This window comes from Microbacterium sp. BG28 (assembly GCF_034044005.1).
In the GTDB taxonomy this organism is placed as follows: Bacteria; Actinomycetota; Actinomycetes; order Actinomycetales; family Microbacteriaceae; genus Microbacterium.
The window spans coordinates 108,237-131,997 of record NZ_JAXCHA010000002.1 but is presented as its reverse complement, the minus strand read 5'-3'; the positions used below and the strand labels follow the sequence as shown (position 1 = coordinate 131,997).

General features: G+C 71.0%; 21 protein-coding genes and 1 tRNA gene. 4 read left to right on the top strand and 18 right to left on the bottom strand.

Going from position 1 to position 23,761, the window contains the following annotated elements; all coding sequences use genetic code 11:
* Positions 1–93: 93 nt before the first annotated feature.
* The 8 genes from SK224_RS06200 to SK224_RS06165 form a co-directional block, all read right to left on the bottom strand.
* Positions 94–166: transfer RNA gene (locus tag SK224_RS06200), tRNA-Leu, on the bottom strand.
* Positions 167–259: 93 nt separating this feature from the next.
* On the bottom strand, positions 260–1,708 hold the full coding sequence (locus tag SK224_RS06195) for an NAD(P)/FAD-dependent oxidoreductase (RefSeq protein WP_320433894.1): 1,449 nt from the start codon (positions 1,706–1,708) through the stop codon (positions 260–262).
* 35 nt (positions 1,709–1,743) lie between these two features.
* Positions 1,744–3,048, bottom strand: coding sequence for a S8 family peptidase (locus SK224_RS06190; RefSeq protein ID WP_320433893.1), 1,305 nt, complete (start codon positions 3,046–3,048; stop codon positions 1,744–1,746).
* Positions 3,045–3,578 carry a DUF501 domain-containing protein gene (locus SK224_RS06185; RefSeq protein ID WP_309736153.1) on the bottom strand — a complete coding sequence of 178 codons (534 nt, stop codon included), beginning with the start codon at positions 3,576–3,578 and terminating at the stop codon, positions 3,045–3,047. Before SK224_RS06185 ends, SK224_RS06190 begins: the two co-directional genes overlap by 4 nt.
* Positions 3,579–3,615: 37 nt before the next feature.
* Complete coding sequence (locus SK224_RS06180; protein ID WP_320433892.1) at positions 3,616–4,149, bottom strand: septum formation initiator family protein; 534 nt, start codon at positions 4,147–4,149, stop codon at positions 3,616–3,618.
* A gap of 36 nt (positions 4,150–4,185) precedes the next feature.
* Positions 4,186–5,466 carry a phosphopyruvate hydratase gene (eno, locus tag SK224_RS06175; RefSeq protein WP_137417506.1) on the bottom strand — a complete coding sequence of 427 codons (1,281 nt, stop codon included), beginning with the start codon at positions 5,464–5,466 and terminating at the stop codon, positions 4,186–4,188.
* Between the two features lie 58 nt (positions 5,467–5,524).
* On the bottom strand, positions 5,525–6,241 hold the full coding sequence (locus SK224_RS06170) for an O-methyltransferase (RefSeq protein WP_320433891.1): 717 nt from the start codon (positions 6,239–6,241) through the stop codon (positions 5,525–5,527).
* A 32-nt stretch (positions 6,242–6,273) separates the two neighbouring features.
* Complete coding sequence (locus SK224_RS06165; RefSeq protein WP_413816762.1) at positions 6,274–7,122, bottom strand: SGNH/GDSL hydrolase family protein; 849 nt, start codon at positions 7,120–7,122, stop codon at positions 6,274–6,276.
* A 95-nt stretch (positions 7,123–7,217) separates the two neighbouring features.
* On the opposite strand from SK224_RS06165, the gene SK224_RS06160 reads away from it, so the two are divergent.
* Positions 7,218–8,468: an APC family permease gene (locus SK224_RS06160; protein ID WP_320433890.1), complete on the top strand. Its 1,251-nt coding sequence runs from the start codon at positions 7,218–7,220 to the stop codon at positions 8,466–8,468.
* Here the strand turns inward: SK224_RS06160 and hisS are convergent.
* From hisS to SK224_RS06145, 3 genes are read right to left on the bottom strand one after another with little or no spacing between them, the layout of a single operon-like run.
* Complete coding sequence (gene hisS / locus SK224_RS06155) at positions 8,452–9,705, bottom strand: histidine--tRNA ligase (RefSeq protein WP_320434722.1); 1,254 nt, start codon at positions 9,703–9,705, stop codon at positions 8,452–8,454. The genes SK224_RS06160 and hisS overlap by 17 nt on opposite strands.
* Before the next feature lie 34 nt (positions 9,706–9,739).
* The gene (locus SK224_RS06150; protein WP_320433889.1) at positions 9,740–10,387 is read right to left on the bottom strand and encodes a MazG family protein; all 648 of its coding nucleotides are present in this window, start codon (positions 10,385–10,387) and stop codon (positions 9,740–9,742) included.
* On the bottom strand, positions 10,384–11,526 hold the full coding sequence (locus SK224_RS06145; RefSeq protein ID WP_320433888.1) for a Na+/H+ antiporter NhaA: 1,143 nt from the start codon (positions 11,524–11,526) through the stop codon (positions 10,384–10,386). The genes SK224_RS06150 and SK224_RS06145 overlap by 4 nt, the downstream gene beginning before the upstream one ends.
* 131 nt (positions 11,527–11,657) lie before the next feature.
* Here SK224_RS06145 and SK224_RS06140 point away from each other — a divergent pair, with 131 nt between their 5' ends.
* The gene (locus tag SK224_RS06140; RefSeq protein WP_320433887.1) at positions 11,658–14,327 is read left to right on the top strand and encodes a phosphoenolpyruvate carboxylase; all 2,670 of its coding nucleotides are present in this window, start codon (positions 11,658–11,660) and stop codon (positions 14,325–14,327) included.
* Positions 14,328–14,383: 56 nt separating this feature from the next.
* Here the strand turns inward: SK224_RS06140 and SK224_RS06135 are convergent, their stop codons facing one another.
* The 3 genes from SK224_RS06135 to SK224_RS06125 are packed head-to-tail and all read right to left on the bottom strand — an operon-like array spanning position 14,384 to position 16,290.
* A complete protein-coding gene (locus SK224_RS06135; RefSeq protein ID WP_320433886.1) occupies positions 14,384–14,983 on the bottom strand; it encodes a gamma carbonic anhydrase family protein in 600 nt (199 codons plus the stop codon).
* A gap of 9 nt (positions 14,984–14,992) precedes the next feature.
* On the bottom strand, positions 14,993–15,592 hold the full coding sequence (locus SK224_RS06130; RefSeq protein WP_320433885.1) for a sigma-70 family RNA polymerase sigma factor: 600 nt from the start codon (positions 15,590–15,592) through the stop codon (positions 14,993–14,995).
* Positions 15,589–16,290 (bottom strand): hypothetical protein, encoded by a 702-nt coding sequence (locus SK224_RS06125; RefSeq protein WP_320433884.1) that lies wholly within the window; start codon positions 16,288–16,290, stop codon positions 15,589–15,591. The genes SK224_RS06130 and SK224_RS06125 overlap by 4 nt, the downstream gene beginning before the upstream one ends.
* A 175-nt stretch (positions 16,291–16,465) precedes the next feature.
* On the opposite strand from SK224_RS06125, the gene gdhA reads away from it, so the two are divergent.
* Positions 16,466–17,824, top strand: coding sequence for an NADP-specific glutamate dehydrogenase (gene gdhA, locus SK224_RS06120; RefSeq protein WP_320433883.1), 1,359 nt, complete (start codon positions 16,466–16,468; stop codon positions 17,822–17,824).
* A 2-nt stretch (positions 17,825–17,826) separates the two neighbouring features.
* On the opposite strand, the gene SK224_RS06115 is transcribed toward gdhA, so the two are convergent.
* From SK224_RS06115 to SK224_RS06100, 4 genes are all read right to left on the bottom strand, one after another.
* Positions 17,827–18,195 (bottom strand): SdpI family protein, encoded by a 369-nt coding sequence (locus SK224_RS06115; RefSeq protein ID WP_320433882.1) that lies wholly within the window; start codon positions 18,193–18,195, stop codon positions 17,827–17,829.
* 8 nt (positions 18,196–18,203) lie between these two features.
* Positions 18,204–21,788, bottom strand: a complete 3,585-nt coding sequence (mfd, locus tag SK224_RS06110) for a transcription-repair coupling factor (protein WP_320433881.1) — start codon at positions 21,786–21,788, stop codon at positions 18,204–18,206.
* 299 nt (positions 21,789–22,087) lie between these two features.
* On the bottom strand, positions 22,088–22,672 hold the full coding sequence (pth, locus tag SK224_RS06105; protein WP_320433880.1) for an aminoacyl-tRNA hydrolase: 585 nt from the start codon (positions 22,670–22,672) through the stop codon (positions 22,088–22,090).
* Between the two features lie 129 nt (positions 22,673–22,801).
* Positions 22,802–23,419 (bottom strand): 50S ribosomal protein L25/general stress protein Ctc, encoded by a 618-nt coding sequence (locus SK224_RS06100; RefSeq protein WP_320433879.1) that lies wholly within the window; start codon positions 23,417–23,419, stop codon positions 22,802–22,804.
* Positions 23,420–23,634: 215 nt separating this feature from the next.
* On the opposite strand from SK224_RS06100, the gene SK224_RS06095 reads away from it, so the two are divergent.
* Positions 23,635–23,757: a hypothetical protein gene (locus SK224_RS06095; protein ID WP_307324272.1), complete on the top strand. Its 123-nt coding sequence runs from the start codon at positions 23,635–23,637 to the stop codon at positions 23,755–23,757.
* Positions 23,758–23,761 lie beyond the last annotated feature (4 nt).

Sequence of the window (23,761 nt, the reverse complement as noted above, 5' to 3'; positions counted from 1 at the left end):
ACCGGAGCGCGGAACACAACGCGTTGCCTACGCAAACTCGTCCCGACGAAGGACGAAGTCACACCCGCCATCAGGCACCTCAATGTCACACGGTGCCCCCACTGGGACTCGAACCCAGACTGAAGCGATTTTAAGTCGCCTGCCTCTGCCATTGGGCTATGGGGGCCCGTCTCCACGCTAGCGCGCCGCCGGGCACTGGCCACGCATGACGATGCCCCCGTCACCGAAGCGACGGGGGCATCGTTCAAGCGAGAGAGGGTCAGCCCTTCGCGGCGACCTTCTTGTCCTTCTCGGCGGGAGCCACAGCGGCCTCGCCCTCATCCTTCGCGACGCTCTTCGGGTCGATCGGAGGGGTGGCGGGCTTCTCGGCCGGAGCCTCGGCAGCCGCCGGACGCGGACGCGCGGCGAACGCCTCGAACGTCTCGCGCGGGTTCTGCACCGTGATGAGCGTGACGTTGTCACGACCCAGGAAGAAGTTGTGCAGCCAGTCGCCGATCACGCGCCACTTGCGCTCCCACGACGGCATCGCCAGGCCGTGGTAGCCGCGGTGCGCGAGCCAGGCGAAGAAGCCCTTCATCGCGAACTTGCCCGACTGGAACACACCGTTGTACAGACCCAGGCCCGCGACGGCGCCGAGGTTCTTGTGCACGTACTCGCGCGGCAGCTCGCCACGGATCACGGCGGTGATGTTCTTGGCCATGAGCTTGGCCTGACGCACGGCGTGCTGCGCGTTCGGCACGCAGTAGCCGCCCACGCCGCCACCCGACAGGTCGGGAACAGCAGCGACGTCACCGGCAGCCCACGCCCCCTCGACGATCTCCTCCGGCGTACCCACGCGGAGGTCGGCGCGCGCACGGATACGGCCGCGCTCCTCGACGGGCAGGTCTCCCCCGCGCACGACGGTGGGGTTGGCCATGACACCGGCGGTCCACACGATCAGGTCGGTGGGGATGACCTCACCGGTCGAGAGCTCGACGTTGCCGTCGACGGCGCCCTTGACCTGCGTGTCGAGGTGCACGAACGCACCGCGCTCGGCGAGGCTCTTCAGCACCCACTCGCTCGTCTTCTGCGACACCTCGGGCATGATGCGCCCCATCGCCTCGATGAGGTGGAAGTGCGTGTCGTCGAACGTGAGCGTCGGGTAGTCCTTCACGAGCGACGATGCCAGGGCGCGCAGCTCGGCGAACACCTCGATACCCGCGAAGCCACCGCCGACGACGACGACGCTCAGCAGGCGGTCGCGCTCGGGGCCGGCGGGCAGGTTCGACGCCAGCTCGAAGTTCTTGATCAGGCGGTCGCGGATCGCGACGGCCTCCTCGATCGTCTTCAGACCGATCGCGTTCTCGGCGATGCCCGGAATCGGGAACGTGCGCGAGACGGCACCAGCGGTCACGACGATCTGGTCGTACTCCTCCTGCCACGGCTCACCCAGCTCGGGCGTGATCGTGGCGACCTTGTTCGCGTGGTCGATGCCGGTCACCTTCGCGGCCACGACACGCGTGCGCTTGAGGTGACGACGGTGACCCACCACCGCGTGCCGCGGCTCGATCTCGCCCGCGGCGACCTCGGGCAGGAACGGCTGGTACGTCATGTAGGGAAGCGGGTCGACCATGGTGACCTCGGCTTCGCCCTTGCGCAGATGCTTCTCAAGCTTCCAGGCGGTGTAGAAGCCGGCGTAGCCGCCGCCGACAATGAGGATCCTGGGCACGGTGCTTGTCACGGTGGAACGAACTCCTAGACGATTCAACGGCTGCGCGCGCGTTCGACACGCGCCAATCGGATGCGACGGACAGCAGCACTGACGCCGAGCGCTATCAGTATAGCGGCCACCGAGAACACCAATAACGGTATCGATCCGTACAAAAGCGTATCCATGCTGGGCAGCAGCGGAGACGCCGGACGCGAACCCGCCTCAGCGGGCGGCAGCGGCGGCACCGACACCTCCCCCACCGTCGGCAACGGCGCCGGAGACTCCTCCGCCCGGCGGTGCACACGGATCCACTCCGACAGGTCGCCCATCGGGTTCGCCGACACCTGCGGAACGGATGCGGACACCGCCGCCGCCGCATCCACAAGGCCATACCCGTACTGGTCGTCCGGCAGCGACCCCACCCCGGCGGGCGCCTTCGCCGTCGCGATCAGCCGCTCGATCACGTTCGCCGCATCGAGCTCCGGATGCGCCGCCCGCACGAGCGCGGCGATGCCCGCCACGATCGGCGCCGCACCGCTCGTGCCCTTCCACACGACCACCTGGCCGTCGGCCGAGACACCGAGCAGCTGCTCGCTCGGAGCCGAGACACCCAGCGTGATGCCCTGCGTCGACGCCTCCACGCTCGCCTTGCCCTGCGGGTCGACGCCCGCGACCGGCAGCACGCCGGGGATGGTCGCCGGCGCACCCACGCGCGCCGTGCCCGAACCACGGTTACCCGCCGCCACGATCACGACCACGTCGTGCTCGAACGCGTACTGGAACGCGTCGTCCCAGCTCGGATCCCAGTCGAGGGTGTTCGTCGTGAACGACAGGTTGATGACCTTCGCGCCGTTGTCGACCGACCACCGCATCGCGTTGGCGATCTGCTCCGAGAACGGCACCGGAGAGCTCGTGCCGAACCCCACCGACACCGACAGCAGCGAGGCGTCCGGCGCGACGCCGACCATGCCCGTCTCGTTCGGCAGTCCACGGGATGCGGCGAGCGACGCCACCCAGCTGCCGTGGTTCGCGTCGACCGCCCCCACGGGCGTGCGACCGTCCGCCGTGCCGAGACCCGACACATCCGTTCCGCCGACGACCGCGCCGTCGAACTCGGGCGCCTTGCCGATGCCCGTGTCGATGATCGCGATCTTCACGCCCTTGCCGCGCGTGGTGTCCCACGCCTTGCGGATGCCGTACGCGTCGAGCCAGTACTCCTGCGCGCGCATCGGGTCGACGCCCGGGCTCTCCTGCGGCACCGGCGCGGGCGTCGTCTGCGCGTAGGCGGCGGGCGCGACACCCGCCGTCAGCGCGACGAGAACCAGAGCGGCAGCGATCCGCAGGGCGAGCGCTCTCACCCCGGGGTGCCCTCGGCGAGCGCCGCACCGGGGTCGGCGCACACGCAGCGAGTCGGCGACCAGGTGCTGCGCTCGAGCGCCGCGTCGCCGATCGGGTTGACGCCGGGCCCGGCCGCCAGGGCGTGGCCGGCGAGGGCGTGCAGGCACTTCACGCGGGTGGGCATACCGCCCGCGGAGATGCCGGCGATCTCGGGCACCTCGCCGAAGCTCTCGCGGTCGGCCAGATACGCCTCGTGCGCCGCCTGATACGCAGCAGCGGTGTCTTCGTCCTCCAGCATCGCGGCGAACTCGGGCATCACATGCTCGGCCTCGAGCGTCGACATCGCCGCGGTCGCGGCGGGATGCGTGAGGTAGTAGAAGGTGGGAAACGGCGTGCCGTCAGCCAGTCGCGGTGCGGTGGCGACCACGGTCGGGTTACCGCACACGCAGCGCGCGGCGATCCCCACGACATCGCGCGCCGGGCGCCCCAGCTGGGAGCGGAGCACCGCGAGCTCGGCGTCGGTGACCGGGGGGAAAGGCGCAGAACTCACCCTCCCAGGTTACCGTGACCCGTCTGGGAGGCCCGGTTCAGGGTGCGGGAGTGGCGGGCGTCTCGCCGTCCGCGGGAGCCGTGGGGTCGGCGATCGCGGTCTTGGCGGCACCGGCGGTCACGACGGACCCCACGAGCTGGGCCATCCAGTCGGTGCGCGTCTGCTGCACCTCGTCGCTGACCGCATCCTGTTCGCGCGGCTGCTGCGCCGCCGTCAGGTCGTTGTCGACGATGTAGGCGATCTCGCCCGGGTTCATGTAGTACAGCCGCTCACGCGCCTGCGTCGTGATGTACGCCGGGTCGTCCCAGCGCTCGCTCTGCGCCTGCAGGTCGGCGATCTGCGACTCGGTGAGCTGCACCGAGTTCTTGAGCGCGGCGATCCGCTGCTGCTGGTCGAGGTAGGTGCCCACGGTCGGCACCAGCACGAGCACGCCCAGCACGACCAGGCCGAGCATGATGATCATGAAGCCGGAGAGGCGGATGCCGCCGAGCCAGTCGCGCACGTCGACGCGGCGGCGGGGCGCATCCGAAGAACGCCGGGAACGAGAAGGAGGAGCCGTTCGTGCTGCCACGGCTCCTCCTCTCGTTCAGTGACGTTCGGTCGTCACTCAGCCCTTGAAGCGCGGGAACGCGGCACGGCCGGCGAACACAGCCGCCTCGCCCAGTTCCTCTTCGATGCGCAGAAGCTGATTGTACTTCGCGACGCGCTCGCTGCGAGCGGGCGCACCGGTCTTGATCTGACCCGCGTTCGTGGCGACGGCGAGGTCGGCGATCGTGGTGTCCTCGGTCTCACCCGAGCGGTGCGACCACATCGAGCGGTAGCCGTTGCTGGTGGCCAGAGCCACCGCATCCAGCGTCTCGGTGAGCGAACCGATCTGGTTGAACTTCACCAGCAGCGCGTTGGCGACACCGAGGTCGATGCCCTGCTGCAGGCGCTTCGGGTTGGTGACGAACAGGTCGTCGCCGACGAGCTGCACCTTGGTGCCGATGGCGTCGGTGAGCGCCTTCCAGTTGTCCCAGTCGTCCTCGGCGAGGGCGTCCTCGATCGTGACGATCGGGTAGTTGGCGACCAGGTCGGCGAAGTAGTCGACGAGCTGCGCGGGGCTCCACGGCTTGCCCTCGACGGTGTACACGCCGTCCTTGTAGAACTCGGTCGCGGCGACGTCGAGGCCCACGGCGATGTCGGAGCCGGGCGTGAAGCCCGCCTTCTCGATGGCCTTGAGCAGGAAGTCGAGACCCTCGCGGTTGCTGGGGAGGTCAGGGGCGAAGCCGCCCTCGTCGCCGAGGCCCGTGTTGTAGCCGGCGGCCTTCAGCTCGCCCTTGAGGACGTGGTAGACCTCGGTGCCCCAGCGCAGCGACTCGGCGTAGGTCTCGGCGCCGATGGGCGCGAGGAAGAACTCCTGGAAGTCGATGCCGTTGTCGGCGTGCTCGCCACCGTTGATGACGTTGAACAGCGGAACGGGCAGCAGGTGCGCGTTCGGGCCGCCGAGGTAGCGGAACAGCGGAAGGTCGGCCGAGTCGGCGGCGGCCTTGGCGACGGCCAGGCTCACGCCGAGGATCGCGTTCGCGCCCGTGCGCGACTTGTTCTCGGTGCCGTCGGTCTCGATGAGGATCTGGTCGATGACGCGCTGCTCGCTCGCCTCGACACCCTCGATCGCCGGGCCGAGCTCGTCGATGACGGCGTTGACGGCCTTCAGCACGCCCTTGCCGCCGTAACGGCTCTTGTCGCCGTCGCGCAGCTCGTACGCCTCGAACGCGCCGGTGGATGCGCCGGAGGGCACTGCCGCACGCTGCACGACACCGTCATCGAGGAGCACCTCCACTTCGACGGTCGGGTTACCGCGCGAGTCGAGGATTTCGCGCGCGCCTACAGCCTCGATAAGTGCCACAGGGGACTCCTTGAGTTTGGGGGTGTGATCTCGGAGCGACATCGGTCCGCTTCCGAGTCTAGTGACGCTCGGCGCGAGACCCACCGGAAGAAAGCCCCGGATGCGTGATGAGCGCCACCGCGAAGCCGTCCCAGCCCTTCGCATCGAGGGTCTGCACGGCCGTCGCGTCGAACCGGTCGTCGTCCGCGAGCATCGCCAGCGAGCGCCGCACGCCCTCGACCTGGCTCTCATGGTTCTCCGGATCGACGATGCGCCCGGCACGCACGACGTTGTCGACCACGACGACGGTCCCCTCGCGACCGAGACGCGCGGCCCAGTCGAGGTAGATCGTGTTGGACTCCTTGTCGGCGTCGATGAAGACGAGATCGAAGGGTCCCTCCAGCTGCGGCAGCACATCCGCCGCCCTCCCCTGCCGGATCTCGACCCGTTCGCCCACATCCGCGTGGTCGATGCTCCGCCGTGCCACCGCGGCGTTGCGCGGTTCGGCCTCGATCGTCGTCACCCGCCCCTGCTCCCCCACGGCGCGCGCGAGCCAGATCGTGGAGTAGCCGCCGAGGGTGCCGATCTCGAGCACCCGGCGCGCGCCGACCATCCGCGCCAGCAGGTGCAGCAGCTTGCCGGTCAGCGGCACGACCTCGATGGCGGGAAGGCCCGCCGCATCCTGCGCAGCGCGGGCTTGCTCCAAGGCCTCGTCGTTCTCGACCAGCGCGTCGGTCAAGTACGCGTCGATGGCCCGCCAGCCGTCCGGCGTCGGTGCCGGGTTCGTGTCGCTCATGCGGCCAGCCAATCGGGGCGCGCGCGACGAGGTCAACCCCTGCCGGCGAGCGGGTCCCGCGTGTCAGGAGCCTGGTGCCCGGGCGGCAGACGCACGTCGTCGCCGAGCGCCGCGAGCACCGACGGCAGCAGCGCGTCGGCGGTGCGACGGTAGCCGACGGCGCTCGGGTGGAACCGGTCGAGGCTGAACATCTCGTCGGGGTTCGAGATGAAGAACGGCCCCACGACGCGCCGCAACGACACGGTCCATGCTCCGGCGGCCGTCGCCGTGCGCGCCTGCGCCTGGGCGAGCTGGCGCGACAGCCGCGAGCCGAGGGAGCGCAGCGGCTGCGGCACCGGTCGCAGGGCGCCGAGGTCCGGGCAGGTGCCGACGACGACCTCGGTGCCCCCATGGCGCAGGCGCTCGATCGCTTCCTCGAGCGATGCCGCGGAGCGCGCGACCGGGATGCGGTGCGTCACGTCGTTGCCGCCGACCACGATCACGGCGACGTCCGCGCGATAGTCAGCGGGCAGGGCATCGAGCTGGGCCGCGAGCGCGGCGGACTCGGAGCCCACCACGGCCGCGGTGCGCAGGCGCACGGGGCGTTGCGTCCGCCGGGCGAGCGCGCGGGCGAGACGCGCGCCCAGCGTGTCCTTGCGCCGCTCGGCGCCGAGGCCCGCGGCGATCGAATCCCCCAGCACGAGCAGCTCGATCGGGGTGCCGTCATAGCCGGCACGCCACACGCGGTCGGCCGAGGGCGCCTGCTCGCCGAGCGGCTTGCCGATCTGCCGACGGGCGTGCGCGGCCTGGCGGCGCAGCACCTCCCGGGCAGCGGCGAGCGCGAACGCGACCACGCCGGCGGTCGCCGCGACCGTGCGCGCGGGGAATCGGATGCGGGCCACGCCCCCATCCGAACCCCTCACGGTGAACGGGTCGTGACGGCTGGGTGACCGATCGGCTCCCCGGCGGTTCACACCGCTGCAGTAGGGTGCCCGACGTGACCGGCCCCACCCTCCAGCGACGCCTCGGACTCGGCGACGCCGTGGCGATCGGCCTGGGCTCGATGATCGGCGCCGGAGTGTTCGCCGTCTTCGCCCCCGCCGCGCAGGCGGCCGGCGCGGGCCTGCTCGTGGGCCTCGCGATCGCGGCGGTCGTCGCGTTCGCGAACGCCACCTCCACGGCGCAGCTCGCCGCCGCCCACCCGGTCGCCGGAGGCGCGTGGGCGTACGGCCGCGCGGAACTCGGCCCGTGGGCGGGATTCGTCGCGGGCTGGGGGTTCGTGATCGGCAAGCTCGCGAGCTGCGCCGCCATGGCGATGACCTTCGCGGCCTACGCCGCGCCGGCCGGGTTCGAGCGGCCCGTGGCCGTCGCGGCGGTCGCGGCGCTCACGGTCGTGAACCTGCTCGGCGTCACCCGCACGGCCCGGCTCACCCGCATCCTGGTCGCGATCGTGCTCATGTGCCTCGCCGTCGTCGTGGCCGCGGGTGCGGTGTCGCTGCCGGACGGCGCCGGCTGGACCGGCGGCGACGTCAGCCCGTACGGGGTGCTGCAGTCGGCCGGGCTCATCTTCTTCGCCTTCGCCGGCTACGCCCGCATCGCCACGATGGGCGAGGAGGTGCGCGACCCCGCCCGCACGATCCCCCGCGCGATCCTCGGCGCCTTCGCGGGCGCGCTCACGGTGTACGCGGTGCTCGCCGTGCTGTGCCTGCTCGTGCTCGGCCCCCAACGACTGGCGGCCGCATCCGCACCGCTGGCCGAACTCGTCTCGGCCGCGGGCTGGGAGTGGGCGCAGCCGGTCGTGCGCGTGGGTGCGGCCGCCGCATCCCTCGGCGCGCTCCTCGCCCTCATCGCCGGCATCGGGCGCACCTCGTTCGCGATGTCGCGCGGCGGCGACCTGCCCGGCTTCTTCGCCGCCGTGCACCCGTCGCGGCACACGCCCTACCGCGCCGAGATCACCGTCGGGGCGATCGTCATGGTCGCGGTCGCCCTCGTCGACCTGCGCGGCGCGATCGGGTTCTCCTCCCTCGGCGTGCTCGTCTACTACCTCGTCGCGAACCTCGCGGCCCTGCGACAGGATGCGGCGCACCGCCGCTTCCCGCGTGCCCTCGCCGCCCTCGGGGCTGCCGGCTGCGCAGTGCTCGCCGTGACGCTGCCGTGGCAGGCGGCCCTCGCCGGGGCGGGCGTGCTCGCCCTCGGCGTGGCGCTGCGGCTCGTGTTCGGCCGCCGCGACGCTACGCGAGCGGCTTGAGCTCGAGCTGGGACGGATCGTCGCCCGCGGCGACCGTCGCGAACGCGGTGTACCCGTCGGCGGCCGCGCGCTCCAGCAGTGCCTTCAGGTTCTTGGTGCGCTGCTCGAGCCGCACGCGCGAACCCGCCGTCACGAGCGCGGACTTCATCGCGACGAGCTGGGCGACCGGCACGTCGCGGTCGTGCACGAGCACGACCGCGTCGAGTCCCGCATCCTCCCCCGCCGAGACGAGGTCGACGATGCGCTCGAAGCCGATCGAGAAGCCGACCGCCGGCACGTCCTGACCGAGGAAGCGGCCGATCATGCCGTCGTAGCGTCCGCCACCACCCAGCGAGTAAGGCACGGAGGGGTGCGCGAGCTCGAAGATCGTGCCCGTGTAGTAGCCCATGCCGCGCACGAGGAACGGGTCGAACACGAGCGGCACCTCGTCGAGACCGACCGCGGCGCTGACCGCCTCGCCGATGCCCACGAGGTGAGCGACGACCTCGTCGGCGACGCCGTCGGGCAGCTGCGCGCGGATGTGGTCCTCGCCGAACGCGGTGTGCTCCGCCACGGTGCGCCCGAGGAACGCCGCGAACGCGTCGACGGCGGATGCGGTCGCCCCGCGCTCGCGCAACTCGGCCTCGACACCTTCCGGGCCGATCTTGTCGAGCTTGTCGATCGTGATGAGCACGCCCGCACGCTCGGACGCCTCGAAGCCGAAGACCTCCAGCATCCCGTCGAGCGCGCGACGGTCGTTGATGCGCACGCTCGCGCCGACGAGGCCGAGGGCGTCGAGCGTGTCGAGGGTCGCGACGATGAGCTCCGCCTCGGCGCGCGCTCCGGCGTCGCCGATGATGTCGATGTCGCACTGCACGAACTGGCGGTAGCGCCCCTTCTGCGGGCGCTCCGCGCGCCAGACGGGCGCGATCTGCACGGAGCGGAAGACGCCGGGAAGCTCGGCGCGGTGCGAGGCGTAGAACCGCGCCAGCGGCACGGTGAGGTCGAACCGAAGGCCCAGGTCGCTGAGGGCTGCGGGGTCATCGGCGGCCGCCGCGATCGCCTCGGGCGAGAGCGCGCGCTTGAGCACGTTGAACGCGAGCTTCTCGTTGTCGCCGCCCATGCCGGCGTGGAGACGGTCGTAGTCCTCCATGACCGGCGTCTCGATCTCGTCGAAGCCGTGCGCGCGATAGCGGTCGCGGATGACGGCGAGCACGCGCTCGCGGCGGGCCTTGTCGGCGGGGAGGAAGTCGCGCATGCCGCGCGGGGGGTTCACTGCTGGCACCAGACCATCATCCCAAACCGGCCTCGGCCCGACGCACACCCTCCTCGAGCACACGCGTGCGGGTGCGAAGGGCCCGCTCCGCATCCCAGCCCTCGGCCTTCGCCCGGGCCACGAGCGCGAGCAGGGCGTCACCCAGCTGCTCCTCCGACGTGATCTCGAGCGGACGCGCCGGGATGGCGGCGCCGGGCGCACGCCCGACGACCTTCTGCGCGCGGGCGAGCGCCGGCATCGCCGCGGGGATCCCGTCGAGCACGCTGCGTCGCTCGCGCTTCTCCGCCGCCTTCGCCGCGTTCCAGTGCACGAGCACCTCTTCGGGCGTCGTCGCCGTCTCACCCGCGAACACGTGCGGATGCCGGCGCACCATCTTGTCGGCGAGATCGCCGGCGACGTCGTCGATGTCGAACGGGTCCTCGGTATCGCGCGAGGCGATCTCGGCGTGGAACAGCACCTGCCACAGCAGATCGCCCAACTCCTCGCGCAGCTCAGCGCGGTCGCCGTTCTCGACCGCATCGATCACCTCGGCGCTCTCCTCCACGAGGTAGGGCACGAGGGCGGCGTGATCGATCTGCCGCGACCAGACGCATCTCTCGCGCACCTCGTGCATCACCTCGGCCGCGCGCCGGAGACCGTCGGAGGCCGCATCCGCATCGTTCATACCCTGCGCTCCTCGCGTCGGTAGTGCCGTGCCCGCCATGCTACGAGCACCGCGGCGACCACGAGGGAGACCAACGACCCACCGAGCACGCCCAACGTCGCCTCGTCGCGCAGCATCGCGTCGTCGGCGAACGCGAGCTCAGACAGCAGCAGCGACACGGTGAACCCGATGCCGCCGAGCGCGCCCGCGGCGAGGAGATCGGCGAACCGCAGACGCTCCTCCGGATCTTCCAGCCGCTGCGAGAGCCAGCCGAACACGGTGATACCCAGGAGCTTGCCGACCGGAAGGGCGATCAGCACGCCCCAGAACACCGGCTGCAGCTCGTTCAGCCCGACCGCGGGAATGGCGACGGATGCGGCCGAGAGCGCGAACAGCGGCAGCACCAGCCCGTTCACCCACGGTTCCAGGCCCGCCCGCACGCGGGCCGCAGGCTTCGACGCCATCGCGAGCCCCAGCGCGACGCCCGCGATCGTGGCGTGCACGCCCGAGAGGTACACGAGCACCCACACGAGGATGCCCAGCAGCACCAGCACGATGCCCAGCGGCACCCGGTTGCGGTGGGTGAGCCGGCGACTCAGCAGCGAGAACAGGATGACGCCCACGAGGGCGGCGAGCAGGAGGAAGAGATCGACGCCGTCGGTGAAGAGCACGGCGATGAACACGATGCCCACGATGTCGTCGAGGATCGCGAGCGCCAGCAGGAACGCCCGCACGCCCGGCGGAAGCCCCCGACCGAACACGGCGAGCACCCCGAGGGCGAAAGCGATGTCCGTCGCCGTGGGGATGGGCCACCCGGAACCCGACGAGGTGCCCATCGCGATGAGCGCGAACACGACGATCGGGGTGATCACGCCGCCCGCGGCGGCGATTGCGGGCTGCACCGCCTTACGCAGCGAGCTCAGCTGGCCCTCGGTGAGCTCGTGCCAGAGCTCGATGGCCGCAACGAAGAAGAACACGGCGAGCAGGCCGTCCTGGATCCAGTGCGAGACCGAGAGATCGAGCAGCCCCGGGATGCCGACGTGCGCTTCCTTGACCGCGACCACACCCGGCGCGAGCGGCGAGTTGGCCAGGAAGAGTCCGAGCCCCGCCGCGATCAGCAGGACGACGGCGGGAAAGCGCTCGGAACGAAGCAGATGCATGGGACTCCGGGGGAAGAAGGACGTTCGTCGCGAACGACGAGGCGACCGGACCCGCCGCCACTCGGGTGCCCATCGTAACGAGGCGCCGCGCGTGTCATGAGTGGTCTCCGGCTCCCAGTACCGTTGTTCCCATGCTCGAACCCACCCCCACCGAGGCCATTCGCGTCGTCGGACGCCACGAGGCAGGGCAGGAGATCCCCGATCAGATGCGCGCGGACGTGCGCGTGCTCGGCTCGCTGCTCGGACAGGTGCTGCAGGAGAGCGGTTCGGCGGGTCTGTACGAAGACGTCGAACGCTTCCGCGTCGCGACCATCCAGGCCTACACCGACCCGAGCGACGAGGCCTTCGAGCGCGCCGCCGAGATCGCCGACTCGTTCACGATCGAGCGTGCCGACGAGGTCGCCCGAGCCTTCACCGTCTACTTCCACCTCGTGAACCTCGCCGAGGAGCACCAGCGCGTGCGGGTGCTGCGCGAGCGCGACGGCCAGCCGGAGCCCGAGGGCCGCACCGACTCCATCCGCTCCGCCCTGCGCCAGCTCGCGTCCGAGGTCGGCGACGACGTGGCACTCGAGCGCCTGCAGTCGCTGCGGTTCCACCCCGTCTTCACCGCCCACCCGACCGAGGCGCGCCGCCGTGCGATTTCGACCGGCATTCGTCGCCTGTCCGAGCTGCTCGACGAGTACGACTCGCTCACCGAGGGCGGCGTCGACCAGCGCCGCGCACGCCGTCGGATGCTGGAGGAGATCGACACCCTCTGGCGCACCGCGCCGCTGCGCGCCGAGAAGCCGTCGCCCACCGATGAGGTGCGCGCGATCATGGCCGTCTTCGACGACACCCTCTTCACGACCGTCCCCCGCGTGTACCGCCGCGTGGACGACGCGCTCGGCGAGGGCGCCGGCAACCGTCCCCCGCTCGTGCGCCCCTTCGTGCGCGTGGGCACCTGGGTCGGCGGCGACCGCGACGGCAACCCCTTCGTCACCGCGAAGGTCACGCGCAAGGCCGCCGGCATCGCGAGCGAGCACGTGCTGCTGGGCCTGGAGCGCACCGCGCTGCGGATCGGGCGCACGCTGACCCTCGACGCCACATCCACTCCCCCGAGCGACGCGCTCGTCGCCCTCTGGAATCGCCTGCGCAGCGCCGACGAGGAGGCCGCGGCCGAGATCGCGAAGCGCTCCCCCAACGAGCCGCACCGCCGCATCCTGCTGATGGTCGCCCGGCGCATCGCCGCGACCCGCACCCGCAACGCCGACCTCGCCTACCGCGACCCCGAGCACCTGCTCGCGGACCTGCGCACCGTGCAGCAGTCGCTCGCGGATGCGGGCGCCGCCCGCCAGGCCTACGGCGCCCTGCAGCAGCTCGTGTGGCAGGTCGAGACGTACGGCTTCCACCTCGCCGAGCTCGAGGTGCGCCAGCACTCCGCCGTGCACAAGAAGGTCCTCGCGGAGCTCGAGGCCGGCGGCGAGCGCAGCGAGCAGACCGAAGAGGTGCTCGAGGTCTTCCGCGCGATCGCCTACATCCAGGAGCGCTTCGGACCGCGTGCCGCGGGCCGCTACATCGTCTCGTTCACGCAGTCCGCCGAAGACCTCGCCAATGTGCACCGCCTCGCGCGGTACGCCGTGGGCGCCGACGGCGCGGCTCCCGTGCTCGACGTGATCCCCCTGTTCGAGACGTTCGCCGACCTCCAGGCGGCCCCCGGCATCCTGGCCGAGATCGCGGAGCACCCCGAGTTCGCCGCGCGGCTGGAGGCCACGGGTCGCCGCCTCGAGGTCATGCTCGGCTACTCCGACTCCTCGAAGGATGTCGGACCGGTCGCGGCGAACCTCGCCCTCTACGAGGCGCAGGCCCAGATCGCCGCATGGGCGCAGGCCAGCAACATCGAGCTCACGCTCTTCCACGGCCGCGGCGGTGCCCTCGGACGCGGCGGCGGACCTGCCAACAGCGCGATCCTCGCCCAGCCGCCGCACTCGGTCGACGGCCGCTTCAAGCTCACCGAGCAGGGCGAGGTCATCTTCGCCCGCTACGGCGACCCGCAGATCGCCATGCGGCACATCGACCAGGTGGCCGCCGCCATCCTCATGGCGTCGGCGCCGTCGAACGAGGCGCGCAACCGCCGCGGCGCCGAGATGTTCGCCGAGATCGCCCAGGTGCTCGAGAACTCGTCTCGCGAGCGGTTCTACTCGCTCGTGAAGGCGCCCGGCTTCGCGCCGTGGTTCGCCACCGTCACCCCGATGGAGGAGGTGGGACTCCTCGCCCTCGGCTCGCGTCCCGCCCGCCGCGGGCTGTCGGTCGAGTCGCTCGAAGACCTCCGCGCCATCCCGTGGGTGTTCGCGTGGTCGCAGGCGCGCATCAACCTCGCCGGCTGGTTCGGCCTCGGCACGGCGCTGGAGACCGTGGGCGACGAGCAGCTGCTGCGCACCGCCTACGCCGAGTGGCCGCTGTTCCGCGCGATGATCGACAACGTCGCGATGAGCCTCGCGAAGGCCGACGACCGCATCGCCCGCGAGTACCTCAGCCTCGGCGACCGCGACGACCTCGCCCAGCTCGTGATGGAGGAGATGTCGCTCACCCGTGACTGGGTGGTGCGCATCGTCGGCGGCGACGCCCCGCTCGCCAACAAGGCCGTGCTGCAGCGCGCCGTGAAGCTGCGCAGCCCCTACGTGGACGCCCTGTCGCTCCTGCAGCTGCGGGCGCTGCGGGCCCTCCGCGACGCCCCGGCCGACGCCCCCGCCGACACCGCCAACCAGCGTCTGCTGCTGCTGTCGGTCTCCGGCGTTGCCGCAGGCCTGCAGAACACCGGCTGAGCCGCATCCGGCGGCGCGCGGCGCCACCGCAGGCGGGCGGATGCGGCCGAGCCGCCTCAGTCGAGAAGGCGGTCGTCGTCGTGGCGCGCGAGGCTGCGCCCGTAGCGCTCCGTGAGCTGCACCATGAGGTCGGGGGTGTCGCGGTCGAGGCCGAACACGTAGCCCGGGAAGTCAAGCTCCTGCTGCCGCGCCCAGATCTCGTCGTGCTTGTCGGGCGAGACGACGATCGCGGGATCCCCCACGGCGACCCAGCCGATCGGCACGACCGCGCCCTCACCGAGGTGGGTGCGCAGGTGCACCGTGGCGCCGATGCGCACCTCGCTGCGGCGGTCGATGCGCGCGCCGTTGAACACGCGCGCCCCCGTCGCGATGAAGACCTCCTCGGCGATCGTCGCCCCGGCGATGCTCGCCGTGGGGCCGATCAGCGTGTGATCGCCGATGTGCACGGGGTTGGCGGCCGTTGCGCGCACGAGGGCGTTCTCCATGACGATGACGTGCTCGCCGAGCGTCAACGGTCCACCCTCGGAGGTGAGGATCGCGCCGTGCAGGATGCGGCATCCCGCCCCGATCGTGACGTCGCCGCTCAGCACGGCAGTGGGGGCGACGCTGGCCGACGGGTGGACCGACGGCGCGGCGCCGAGGTGCTCGTAGCGCATGCCGTCACCCTAGGGCAGCGCGCGTCCAGGCGACAGGTCCGGCGCCGCTAGGGTGGGAGCGTCCGCATCCATTTGCCCGGCGGCGCCAGGTCTGATCGATGGCGACGGACTCGGTGAAGAAGAGCCCAACCCCTGAGCCAGACGCTCGCGGGCACGCTGGTATCTGCCCCGCACCGTGCTGGCCGGAATGTGCAAGAGCTGCCCGATCTCCACCAGCGACAGTTCCTCCCAGTGCGCCAACTCGATGACTTCCCGCAGATCCGGCGGGAGCCGCTCCACCGCGTCGCGCAGTGCGACATGCTCCGACGCATCGTCGGCCGTCGATGGACGCGACACACCCCGCAGCGCGTCGAGTACCCGGTACTGGCGCGCTCGAGACCGCATCTGCGAGCGCAGCACATTGCGGGCGACGCCGTAGAACCACATCCGCGCGTGCTCGTCCACATCGGGGATACGTGCCCGTCGCCGCCAGCCGACGATGAGAACCTCGGACACGAGGTCCTCCGCCGTGTCGGGCGATCGTCGTTCGAAATAGCGCAGCAGCTCCGGCCCGAGCACGGAGATCAGGTCGATGTAGCGCGCCCGGACCGCATCGGCGCGCCGGGTCACGGCGTCGCCTCCGAGCACTGCTGCTGGGACTGGTACATCAATCCGGTTGACGGAACCCCCACCGCGGCGAGGTGCGCCTCGAACGCATCTTGCACGGCTTCCGGAACCGCCAAGTTGTACTCGACATCTGCGTCGTAATTTTCGGTCCCATAGCCGAACGGCTCTTGATCGCCGTTCTCATCGATGACCGCATCCGCGTCGGAGCGATTCTCGACGATCACCCTCTGCACGTCCGCGTCGGTGATCGTGAGTGATGAGCGCGCGAACTCCACGACGGATGACACCACCTGCGTGTCCGCGGGCACATCAGCGGGACGGTTGTCGGCCGGACTGAAAGCGAACTCACCCAGCCGCAGTTCGCAGGTTCGTCCGCTCGGAAGCGTGTACGAGACGACCGCGTCGGGCGCCTGCGCCCATTCCGCCCACTCCGTCGTCGTGGCGTCGTTCCAGTAACTCGACCAGTCGATATTCGCCGCCGCATAGGCGGCTGCCCCGCCGCTCACCAGCAGAACGGCCGGCACGGAGACGACGGCCACGAGCCGTCGGCGCTGGTGTCGCCGCGCGGCGCGCTCGACAGCCTGCGCGGCTGCTGTCGCGAACACGTCCGTGAGCGCGTCATCGTGCGGTGTGACAGGTGCCGCGGTGGCAGCGGCGGCCTTCGCGAACGGTGTCGACGGGTCGGGGTTGTACTGATGCATGGTGATCGCTCCTCAGTGTGGGTCTTACTGACTCATGACCACCACCCGCCGAAACGTCCATACGAGATGCTGTGAGCGCGCGTCCAGGCGACAGGTCCGGCGCCGCTAGGGTGGGAGCGTCCGCATCCATTTGGGACATCGCGCCGCGCGCGATACCCGGCCAGAGAGAACCACGTTGACCGAGACCTTCGCCGCGCTGCCCGAAGCCGTGCGCTCCACCTTCGCCACCGTCCTCGCCCGCAACCCCCACGAGCCCGAGTTCCAGCAGGCCGTGCACGAGGTGCTCGACTCGGTGGCACCCGTCATCGAGCGCCACCCCGCGTTCGCCGAGCTCGGCATCCTCGAGCGCATCGTCGAACCCGAGCGGCAGATCATGTTCCGCGTGCCGTGGGTCGACGACGCCGGCACCGTGCGGGTGAACCGGGGCTTCCGCATCCAGTTCTCCTCCGTGCTCGGGCCGTACAAGGGCGGGCTGCGCTTCCACCCGACCGTGAACGCCTCGATCGTGAAGTTCCTCGGGTTCGAGCAGATCTTCAAGAACGCGCTCACGGGCCAAGGCATCGGCGGCGCCAAAGGCGGCAGCGACTTCGACCCGCACGGGCGATCGGATGCCGAGATCATGCGCTTCTGCCAGTCGTTCATGAACGAGCTCTACCGGCACCTCGGCGAGCACACCGACGTTCCCGCCGGCGACATCGGCGTGGGCGCGCGCGAGATCGGCTACCTCTTCGGCCAGTACCGCCGCATCACCAACCGCCACGAGTCGGGCATGTTCACCGGCAAGGGCGTGCAGTGGGGCGGCGCCGAGGTGCGCACCGAGGCCACCGGCTACGGCGCCGTGTTCTTCGCCGAAGCGATGCTCGGCGTGGCCGGCGAGAGCCTCGAGGGACGCCGCGTGAGCGTGTCGGGCTCGGGCAACGTCGCCGTCTACGCCATCGCGAAGGCGCAGCAGCTCGGCGCGGTGCCGGTGACCGCATCCGACTCCAGCGGCTACGTCGTCGACGACGCCGGCATCGACCTGGGTCTGCTGCGGCAGGTGAAGGAGACCGAGCGTGCGCGGATCGCGGAGTACGCGGCCCGCCGGCCCAGCGCCCGCTTCGTGCCGGACGCGCGGCCGTGGGAGGTGCCCGTGGATGTGGCGTTTCCCTGTGCGACGCAGAACGAGCTCGACGAGACGGATGCCCGCACCCTCATCGCCCACGGTGTGCGCGCGGTCGTGGAGGGCGCGAACATGCCCTCCACCCCCGGCGCGATCGCCGCGTTCCGCGGCGCCGGTGTGCTCTTCGCGCCCGGAAAGGCGGCCAACGCGGGCGGTGTCGCCACCTCCGCGCTGGAGATGAGCCAGAACGCCTCGCGCCAGCGCTGGACGTTCGCCGACAGCGAGGCGAAGCTGCGCCAGATCATGCGCGACGTGCACGACGCCGCGTTCGACGCCGCGGAGCGCTACGGGCGCCCCGGCGACTACGTCGTCGGCGCCAACAGCGCCGGTTTCGAGCGCGTCGCGCACGCCATGGCGGCGCAGGGCGTCATCTGACGTCAGGCGTCGGGCGTCCGAGCGGCCGCCGCCGCGCGGCTGCCGACGGCCGCGCCGTAGAGCACGAAGCCCAGCATCGCCGCGCATCCGGCCAGCACGATCGCCGCGAGCCCGGCCGACGGCACCGGCAGCAGCGCGCCTAGGCCGCTGACGATGCCGGCGGCGCCACCCCAGAGCGTCGCCTGCTTCGCACGGATGTGGGCGGCGAGCCATGCCTCGTGGCTCGCCATGGTGACCGAGGTGCGGATACCGGCGATCGGGTTGCGCTTCAGGCGCCCGGATGCGGCGGCGCGCGCCATCCAGATCATGAGGCAGCCTGCGCCCACCATCACGACGGCGAGCAGGATGCGCACGAACAGATCGTTGCCCACGAGGTGCCTCAGGCCGCGGGCGCCGGCTCGGGAACGGGGAACAGCGCGTCGAGGAGCTGGCTCGTCCAGGCGATGAGCTCGGCATCGCCCAGCGGCTCGCCACCGGCGGTGGGCAGCGGCACGACAAGGGCCTCGCCGGAGGCGACGAGCTTGGCCTTCGGGTACAGCCGTTGCATCCGCACGCGCAGCGAATCGGGCAGGTGCGCGGGTGCGACGCGGAGGTTCGGCCCCATCGCGACGACGTCGGCGAGCGACGAACGCGCCGCACGACGGCGGAGTCGGGCCACGGCCACGAGGCCCTCCACCTCGGCCGGCGGCTGCCCGTACCGATCGGTGAGTTCCTCGATCACGAGGTCGATCGCGTCGTCCTTCGCTGTCGCGGATGCCGCCGCGGACAGCTTCTGGTACGCCTCCAGGCGCAGACGCTCACTGTCGATGTAGTCCTCGGGAATGCGGGCCTGCACGGGCAGCTCGAGCCGCAGCTCGGTCTGCCCCTCGGTCTCCTCGCCTCGGAAGGTGGCCACGGCCTCGCCGATCATACGCAGGTACAGGTCGAAGCCGACGCCCGCGATGTGGCCCGCCTGCTCGGCGCCGAGCAGGTTGCCCGCGCCGCGCAGCTCGAGGTCTTTGAGCGCCACCTGCATGCCCGAACCGAGGTCGTTGTTGACCGAGATCGTCTCGAGCCGGTCGGCCGCGGTCTCGCTCAGCGGCTTGGTCTCGTCGTACAGGAAGTACGCGTAGGCACGCTCACGTCCGCGACCGACGCGGCCGCGCAGCTGGTGCAGCTGGCTGAGGCCGTACTTGTCGGCGCGGTCGATGATGATCGTGTTCGCGTTGGAGATGTCGAGACCCGTCTCGACGATCGTGGTCGAGACGAGCACGTCGGCCCGGCGCTCCCAGAAGTCGTCGACGACCTGCTCGAGCTGGTGCTCGCCCATCTGCCCGTGGGCGACGGCGACGCGCGCTTCCGGCACGAGCTCGGCGAGGTCGGCCGCCACCCGCTGGATCGACGAGACACGGTTGTGCACGAAGAACACCTGTCCCTCGCGCAGCAGCTCGCGCCGGATCGCCGCGGCGATCTGCTTGTCGTTGCGCGGCCCGACGTAGGACAGGATCGGATGCCGGTCCTCGGGCGGGGTCGCGAGCGTCGACATCTCGCGGATGCCGGTGACCGCCATCTCCAGCGTGCGGGGAATGGGGGTGGCGCTCATCGCGAGGATGTCGACGTTGGTCTTGAGCTTCTTCAGGGCGTCCTTGTGCTCGACGCCGAAACGCTGCTCCTCGTCGATGATCATCAGGCCGAGGTCTTTGAAGATGACCTTTTCGGTGAGGATGCGGTGCGTGCCGATGACCATGTCGACGGTGCCGTCGGCGAGGCCGGCGACCACATCCTTCGCCTCCTTGTCGGTCTGGAACCGCGAGAGCGCGCGCACCTTGACGGGGAAGCCCGCGAAACGCTCCGAGAAGGTCTCGAGGTGCTGCTTGACCAGCAGGGTGGTCGGCACGAGCATCGCGACCTGCTTGCCGTCCTGGATCGCCTTGAAGGCTGCGCGCACGGCGACCTCGGTCTTGCCGAAGCCCACATCCCCCGACAGCAGGCGGTCCATCGGGATCGGCCGCTCCATGTCGGCCTTGATCTCGTCGATCGTCTGCAGCTGGTCGGGGGTCTCGGCGAACGGGAACGCCTCCTCCAACTCGCGCTGCCAGGGGGTGTCGGGCCCGAACGCATGACCCTTCGCCGCCATCCGCGCGGAGTAGAGCTTCACGAGCTCGACCGCGATGTCGCGAACGGCGCGGCGGGCCTTGCTCTTTGCGGCGGCCCAGTCGCTGCCGCCCATCTTCGACAGCGCGGGCGCCTCGCCGCCGACGTAGCGCGAGAGCAGGTCGAGCTGATCCGTGGGCACGTACAGCTTGTCGCCCGGGTGGCCGCGCTTGGAGGCGGCGTACTCGAGCACGAGGTACTCGCGCTTGCTCTTGACCGCGTTGCGGCCGCCGCTGGAGACCTCGCGCTGCACGAGCTCGACGAACTTGCCGATGCCGTGCGTGGAATGCACCACGAAGTCACCGGGCTTGAGCTGCAGAGGGTCGACGACGTTACGCCGACGCGAGGCGAGCTTCTTGACGGCGCGGGTGTCGCTGCCGATCGTGCGGCCGTAGAACTCGGACTCGGTCAGCACGGCGAGCCGCGCATCCGCCACCTGGAAGCCGCGTTCGAGCGTGCTCACGACGACCGTGGCCAGTCCCGGCTCGGGCGGCTCGCTCAGCGACTCCACCCGTCGCGCGGCGATCCCCCGCTCGGCGAGCACGTCTCGGGCGCGATCGGCGAGACCCACACCCGACGCCGTCACGACGACCGCCCACTGCTCGGTGAGCAGCTGGGCGACGTGATCGATCGCGCCCTCGACGCTGCCCGCGAACGACGGAACGGATGCGGCGGCGATCCGCGTGACGCCGGCGTCGTCCGACAGGCCTTCGGCGGCCGCATCCGCTGCACCCGAATCGAACGAGGAGAGCTCCCACCACACGTCGGTGCGCGCACGGGCTGCCTCGTGCAGCTCGGGCAGCGACAGGAAGTCGCCCGAGCCGAGATCGACCGGGGTGTCGGCGCCGGCGACGGCGGCGCTCCACGCCGCATCCAGGAACTCCTGGTTGGTCTCGGCGAGGGTCGTCGCGCGGGTCGCCGCGCGCACCGGATCGACGATGGCCACGGCGCTGGCGCGCGGCAGGTAGTCCACGATCGTCACGAGGCCGTCGACGAGCGCCGGGATGAGCGACTCCATGCCCTCGACCGGGATGCCCTCGGCCATCTTCGTGAGCATGCCGGCAAGCGACGGGAACGCGTCGGCGAGGCCGAGCGCCCGGTCGCGCACCTCGTCGGTGAGCAGCAGCTCACGGCTGGGCAGCAGGTCGATCCGCTCGATGTCACCGGGCAGCGAGCGCTGGTCGGCGACGGAGAACGCGCGGATCTGGTCGACCTCGTCGCCGAAGAACTCCACGCGATAGGGGTGGTCGGCGGCGGGCGGGAAGACGTCGAGGATGCCGCCGCGCACCGCGAACTCGCCGCGACGTGAGACCATGTCGACGCGGTGATACGCGAACTCGACGAGGCGCAGGACGATGGCTGCGAGGTCATGTCCGCGTCCGCCGACGTTGAGGCGGATCGTGCCCGCATCCCCGAGTCCGGGAACGATCGGCTGGATCGCACCGCGCACGGATGCGGTCACGACCAACGGCGCGGTGCCCTCCCATTCCGCGATGCGCTGCAGCACCGCGAGGCGGCGTCCGACCGTCTCGGCACTGGGGCTGAGGCGCTCGTGCGGCAGGGTCTCCCACGCCGGGAAGTGGCGCACCTCCGCGCCGGGAAGCAACGCCTCGAGCGCGGGACCCAGCGCCTCGGCGCGGCGGCCGGTGGGGGCGACGGCCAGCAGCACGGCGGGCTTTCCGGCTTCGCGGCGCCGCTCGAGCAGGGCCGCGAGCAGCGGGGCGTCGAGGCCGTCGACGAGGGAGAAATCCCCGTCGACGGAGGCCGCCCCGGCTGCGTCTCGGAACGTTTCTGAGCGCGCGAGGGCGCCGACGATCCCGGGAACTGTCACCACAAGAGTCTACGGCGCCCCACCGACACCCGCCTCGGTGCTCGGTCCCGGCGGGGTCGGGTGCGTGTGGCGCGGCGGGCGGGCGGGCGCGGCGGGCGGGCGCGGCGGGCGGGCGCGGCGGGCGGGCGCGGAACCACCCCATGTTGAAGGGACCCGAAACGCGCCTATCCCGGCCTGGGGCCGCAACACGCGTCCCTTGAACACGACGGGCCACGGCGAGATCCACCGAGACTGCATTTCGGTCACGAGATCACTGTGTTTGCGGCGCGCCACGCGCGCGGCGCACCCCGGGCGATGGGTCAGGAGCGAGGGGCGTGCCAGCGCTGTTGCGCGGCGACGATGCCCTCGTCGACGAGAAGCTCGACCGCATCCGCCGCATCCGAGACGAGGATGGGGAGCGTCTTGCGCTCGGTCTGACCGAAGGCGTCGAGCACCCAGTCGGCCGGGTCCTGACGGCCGGGAGGGCGGCCGATGCCGACCCGCACACGGGGGAACTCGGGGGTGCCGAGCGCCTTGGCGACGTCGCGGACGCCGTTGTGCCCGCCGTGACCGCCGCCGGTCTTGAGCTTGAGGGTGTCGAAGGGGATGTCGAGCTCGTCGTGCACGACGACGACACGATCGGCGGGGATGTCGAAGAACTTCGCGAGGTTCGCGACCGGTCCGCCGGACACGTTCATGAACGTGTTGGGCTTCGCGAGCACGAGCTTCGGTCCGCCGGGGCGCAGCCAGCCTTCGGCGATGCGCGCACCCGCCTTGTGCACCTTGAAACCCTCGTTGCGGCGGCCGGCGAGCTCGTCGATCACCATCTGGCCCACGTTGTGGCGCGTCGCCTCGTAGCGCGGCCCCGGATTCCCGAGTCCCACGATCAGCCAGGTGTCGGCCATGTCATCCCTTCCGGTGGCGGCGCGAGTGCGACGTTGAGACGGACGTAAAACAGGAGAAATCCCGAACGCAGGACGATTCTCGCGAATCGATCCTGTCGTCGGGATTTCTCCTGTGCGAGTGGCGCGGAATTACTCCGCGGACTCCTCGGACTGCTCAGCAGCGACCTCGGCGTCGGCCTCGGCGATCTCGTCCTCCGCGGCGAGAGTCGCGGCGGGCACCGAGACGGCCACGACGAGCGTCTCCGGCTCGGTCACCAGCGTCGCGCCCTTGGGGAGCACGAGGTCGGCGGCCGTGATGTGCGTGCCGTCCTCGAGGCCCTCGACGTCGACCTCGATGTTCTGCGGGATGTTGGTGGCCAGCACCTCGAGCGACACGGTGTTCGCGTCGAGGTTCGCAATGGTGCCGGCGAAGGGCTCGCCCACGACGACGACGGGCACGTCGACGGCGACCTTCTCACCCTTCTTCACGACCAGCAGGTCGATGTGCTCGATGATCTGGCGCACCGGGTCCTTCTGGACGTCCTTGACGAGGGCGAGGTGGTCCTGGCCGTCGGCCGTGAGCTCGAGCAGCGCGTTGGCGCGGCGGATGAGCAGGGCGACCTGGTGGCCCGGCAGGGCCAGGTGCACGGGGTCGGTGCCGTGGCCGTACAGAACGGCGGGGATCTGACCTGCGGCGCGCAGACGACGGGCGAAGCCCTTGCCGAACTGCGTGCGCACCTCAGCGGTGACCTTGTTGTCTTCCGACATGATGATTCTCCTTGCGGGCCCACGGGCCCCGGGTTTGGGGATGGGTTCGACTCGAACGCGAGCGCGTGAGGAAGCCGTAGGCCTGCACACCCTCGTCGATTACGGATGCGGATGCCGCATCCCTCGCCGAAGTTCGCGTCAACTCTACCAGTGCCGCCCGGTAGCATGGGAAAGATGCGCCCGCCGGCGCGAGCCCCGATCGAAAGGACTCCCCCGTGGACGCTCAGCTCGCCTCCGACCTCCTGCTCGGTTTCATCGGTCTGCTCTCGCTCGGATCCCTCATCGGCGTCGTCGGCGCCTTCTGGTCGATGGGCCGCCAGAACTACCGCAAGTCCTGACTCC

Coding starts and splice junctions, on each gene's coding strand:
- SK224_RS06135 (WP_320433886.1), bottom strand. CDS start 14,983: ATGCGCTACGAGCACCTCGGCGCCGCGCCGTCGGTCCACCCGTCGGCC.
- SK224_RS06145 (WP_320433888.1), bottom strand. CDS start 11,526: ATGCATCTGCTTCGTTCCGAGCGCTTTCCCGCCGTCGTCCTGCTGATC.
- pth (WP_320433880.1), bottom strand. CDS start 22,672: ATGGCCGACACCTGGCTGATCGTGGGACTCGGGAATCCGGGGCCGCGC.
- SK224_RS06100 (WP_320433879.1), bottom strand. CDS start 23,419: ATGTCGGAAGACAACAAGGTCACCGCTGAGGTGCGCACGCAGTTCGGC.
- SK224_RS06125 (WP_320433884.1), bottom strand. CDS start 16,290: ATGCATCAGTACAACCCCGACCCGTCGACACCGTTCGCGAAGGCCGCC.
- SK224_RS06150 (WP_320433889.1), bottom strand. CDS start 10,387: ATGAACGATGCGGATGCGGCCTCCGACGGTCTCCGGCGCGCGGCCGAG.
- SK224_RS06170 (WP_320433891.1), bottom strand. CDS start 6,241: ATGAGCGACACGAACCCGGCACCGACGCCGGACGGCTGGCGGGCCATC.
- hisS (WP_320434722.1), bottom strand. CDS start 9,705: ATGCGCGACTTCCTCCCCGCCGACAAGGCCCGCCGCGAGCGCGTGCTC.
- SK224_RS06140 (WP_320433887.1), top strand. CDS start 11,658: ATGCTCGAACCCACCCCCACCGAGGCCATTCGCGTCGTCGGACGCCAC.